The organism is Phenylobacterium sp., assembly GCF_036263695.1.
Lineage (GTDB): Bacteria > Pseudomonadota > Alphaproteobacteria > Caulobacterales > Caulobacteraceae > Phenylobacterium.
Genome location: NZ_DATAGM010000347.1, coordinates 1 through 3,490 on the forward strand (window position 1 = coordinate 1; position 3,490 = coordinate 3,490).

The window sequence follows — 3,490 nt, forward strand, 5'->3', positions numbered from 1 at the left end:
AGGCTGAAGACACTGGCGAGGCGCCCGGCGCCGGGCGGCTCGCCCTGGCGGTGCTGCTGCTGATCGTCTTCATGAGCCTGATCGGCTTCGGGGTGGTCATCCCCCTCCTGCCCTTCTACGCCGAGGTGTTCGACGCCGCGCCCTGGCAGGTCACGCTAATGTTCTCGGTCTTCTCGGCCGGACAGTTCATGGGCGAGCTGACGTGGGGCCGGCTGTCGGACCGGATCGGCCGCAAGCCGGTGCTGCTGCTGACCATCTTCACCTCCGGCCTGGGCTATGTGGCGCTGGCGTTCGCGCCGGACATCTGGCTGGCCGTCCTGGCCCGCTTCGTCGCCGGCTTCTTCAGCGGCAACATCTCGGTCATCCAGGGCTATATCGTCGACATCTCGCCGCCGAGCCGGCTGGCGGGGCGGCTGGGTCTGATCGGGGCGGCCTTTGGCATCGGATTCGTGGTGGGCCCCGCCCTGGGCGGCTTCCTGTTCGTGGAAGGCGTCGGCGAGGCTGGCTTCCGGCCGCCGCTGTTAGCGGCCTTCGGGCTGTGCTGGCTGGCCGGCTTCGGGGCGATGGCCTTCGTCCGGGAGAGCCGGGCCCGGTCCGCCTCGACCCAGGCGCGCCCAAACCCGATCGCGGCCCTGACCGAGGCGCTCGGCTCGCCGGTGCTGCGCAAGATCCTCGGCGCGACCTTCCTGGGCTTCCTGGCTTTCTCGTCCATCTGGTCGGTGCTGGGGCTGTGGGGCGCAGCCAAGTGGGGCTGGGGCGCCAAGCAGATCAGCCAGGTGATCTCGCTGACCGGGATCGCCGCGGCCCTGGCGCAGGGCTTCTTCTCCGGCTTCGTCGTGCGGCGCATCGGGGAGACGGCGACCATCGTCGGCGGGCTGCTGATCACCGGCGTCACCGTGCTGATCGTCGCTCTGAGCGGTGAGGTGTGGATCGTAGTCGTGGCGCTGGTCGCGGCGACCGCCGGGCACACCATGTCCCAGCCGGCCACCTCGGCGCTGATCTCCCACTCCGCCCCGCCGGACAAGCAGGGCTCCACCCTGGGCGCCAACAACGCCGCCGGCTCCGCCGCCCGGGTGCTGGGACCGGCCATCGCCGGCGGGCTCTTCACCCTGGCGATCGATGCGCCCTTCATCTTCTGCGCGCTCGGCATGTTGCCGTCGGCCTGGCTCGCCTGGCGCGCCGGCCGGGCGGTGGCGGCGCATAGGGCGCGCTAGTCCAGCCTCGCCCGGATCACGCACTGCAGCCCCGCCGGGGCGAAGACCATCTCGGCGCCGCCGCCGAGCTCGGCGGCCAGGCCGCGCTCGATCAGCCGCGAGCCGAATCCGCGGCGGGTCGGCGCGCGGACCTTGGGCCCGCCGATCTCACGCCAGCGCAGAGTGAGCTCCGGGCGCTCGCCGGCCTGGGCGGCCACCTGCCAGTTGATCTTCACCCGCCCGTGGGGCGCGGACAGCGCGCCGTACTTCACCGCATTGGTGGCGAGCTCGTGCAGCCCCATGGCCATCGCGAGGGCCATCTGCGGCGACAGCCGCACCGGCGGGCCGGAGGCCTCGAAGCGCTCGCCCTCCCCCGCCTCGTGCGGCGAGAGGATGCGGCGGACCATCTCGTCGAGTGAGGCGCCGGCCCAGTGCTCGCGGGTCAGTACGTCGTGAGTCCAAGCCAGCGCCTGCAGGCGCGCGTCGAACAGCTCCAGCGCGGCCGGCTCGGAGTCGCGGCGCAGGGTCTGGCGGGCGATCGACTGCACCGAGGCCAGGGTGTTCTTCACCCGGTGGTTCAGCTCGTTGATCAGCAGCCGAAGGTGCGCCTCGGCCTTCTCGCGCTCTGCAATCTCGGTGCGCAGGGCGGTCTCGGCGTTGTGGCGGGCCGTGACGTCCAGGGTGATGCCGAGCACCCGCACCATCTGGCCGCGCGGATCGCGCTCGGTGACGTAGCCCCGGGACTCCAGCCAGCGGTCGACCCCGTCCCGGCCAGTGATCTTGAACTCGAAGGTCGCCTCGCCCTTGTCCGCCAGCTGGGTCATGGCCTGATCAAGCGTCGGCCGGTCCTCGGACGAGACCAGGGCGGACCAGTCGGGTAGCGCCGCATCGGCCGAGGCCGACTTGGGCAGGCCCATCAGCTGGCGGGCGGCCGCCGCGTCCAGCCAGTGCAGCGCCCGCCCGCGGCGCAGCTCCCAACTCGCCGCCTGGGCCGCCTTGTGGGCCAGGCGCAGGTTGGTGTTCATCTCCCGCAGCCGCCGCTCGCCCCGCTCGCGCTCGGAGACGTCGCGCAGCAGGAAGCCCATGGCCCGGGGCAGCGGCAGGGCCCGCACCTCGATCCAGCCGTCCTCCACGTCGTGCGCCGGCACCACGAACTCGCCGGCGTCGCCGCTCTGCATGGCGCTGCGGTAACGCAGTTCGATCAGCCCGCCATGCAGGCCCGGCTGCAGGTCCCACAAGATCTCGCCCAGCGGCGCGGGATCCGGCAGCCCCATCAGCGCCGCGGCCGAGCGGCTGCAGAAGACGATGCGGAACTCCCGGTCGCAGACCAGCAGCCCCTCCTGCCAGGAGGGATCCAGCAGGGCCGCGCCGAGCGCGGCGACAAGCTCGGGATTTGGACCGTCGTCGCGCCCCGTCCCGGGCGACTGGTCGGCCATCACAACTCTCACTTCGCCCCCCGGCGAAACGACACGCCAGCCGCGTACAGCCGGTCTCCGCAACCATGGCGTACGGCGAAGCTTTGGCAATGAGGGCCGCCGCCGCAGGCGCCCAGATTGGGTGTCGGCCGAGCTACCTGCAGTCGCTTGCGTGGCGGCGCTGGGTCGCGATGATCGGGCCCACAGGAGGACGCCCATGATCGACGTGCACTATTGGCCTACGCCCAACGGCAAGAAGGTCACCATTCTGCTGGAGGAGCTGGGCGTCCCCTACCGGGTCGTGCCGGTGCACATCGGCCGCGGCGACCAGTTCACCGACGACTTCCTGAAGATCAGCCCCAACAACCGGATGCCGGCCATCGTCGACCACGAGCCGCTGGGCGGCGGCGCACCGATCAGCGTCTTCGAGTCCGGGGCGATCATGCTCTACCTGGCCGAGAAGGCCGGCCGCTTCTGGCCGCAGGAGCCCCGGGCCAAGTACGAGGTGGTCCAGTGGGTGATGTGGCAGATGGCCAACCAGGGCCCGAAGACCGGCGAGAACGGCCACTTCCGCCGCCTGGGCCCCGAGCAGGGTGACCAGTCCTACGCCATCCGCCGGTTCGGCGACGAGGTGCACCGGCTGTACGGCGTGCTCAACAACCGGCTCTATGACCGGCCCTACCTCGCGGGCGACGAGTACACCATCGCCGACATGATCTCCTATCCGTGGACCGTGAACTGGCAGGGCCAGGGGATCGACATCGAGGAGTTCAAATACTTCAAGCGATGGTTCGAGGAGCTCGGCGCACGCCCGGCCGTGCAGCGCGGTATGGCGGTCACCGCCGGCGTCACCGAGGACCCGGCGAGCCTCTCGCCCGAGGA

At 71.3% G+C, this 3,490-nt stretch carries 3 protein-coding genes; 2 read left to right on the plus strand and 1 reads right to left on the minus strand.

Going from position 1 to position 3,490, the window contains the following annotated elements:
- Positions 1–1,214 (plus strand): MFS transporter (locus tag VHK87_RS13985; RefSeq protein ID WP_329635502.1); only part of this gene is annotated, 1,214 nt, incomplete at its 5' end.
- Here VHK87_RS13985 and VHK87_RS13990 read toward each other — a convergent pair.
- Positions 1,211–2,629 carry a sensor histidine kinase gene (locus tag VHK87_RS13990; protein ID WP_329635503.1) on the minus strand — a complete coding sequence of 473 codons (1,419 nt, stop codon included), beginning with the start codon at positions 2,627–2,629 and terminating at the stop codon, positions 1,211–1,213. The two genes, VHK87_RS13985 and VHK87_RS13990, sit on opposite strands and share 4 nt — an antisense overlap.
- Positions 2,630–2,825: 196 nt before the next feature.
- Here VHK87_RS13990 and VHK87_RS13995 point away from each other — a divergent pair.
- The coding region (locus VHK87_RS13995) for a glutathione S-transferase N-terminal domain-containing protein (protein WP_329635504.1) at positions 2,826–3,490 on the plus strand (665 nt) is incomplete at its 3' end.

Excerpts from the sequence above, each read along its gene's own strand:
- VHK87_RS13990 (WP_329635503.1), bottom strand. The coding sequence starts at position 2,629 with ATGGCCGACCAGTCGCCCGGGACGGGGCGCGACGACGGTCCAAATCCC.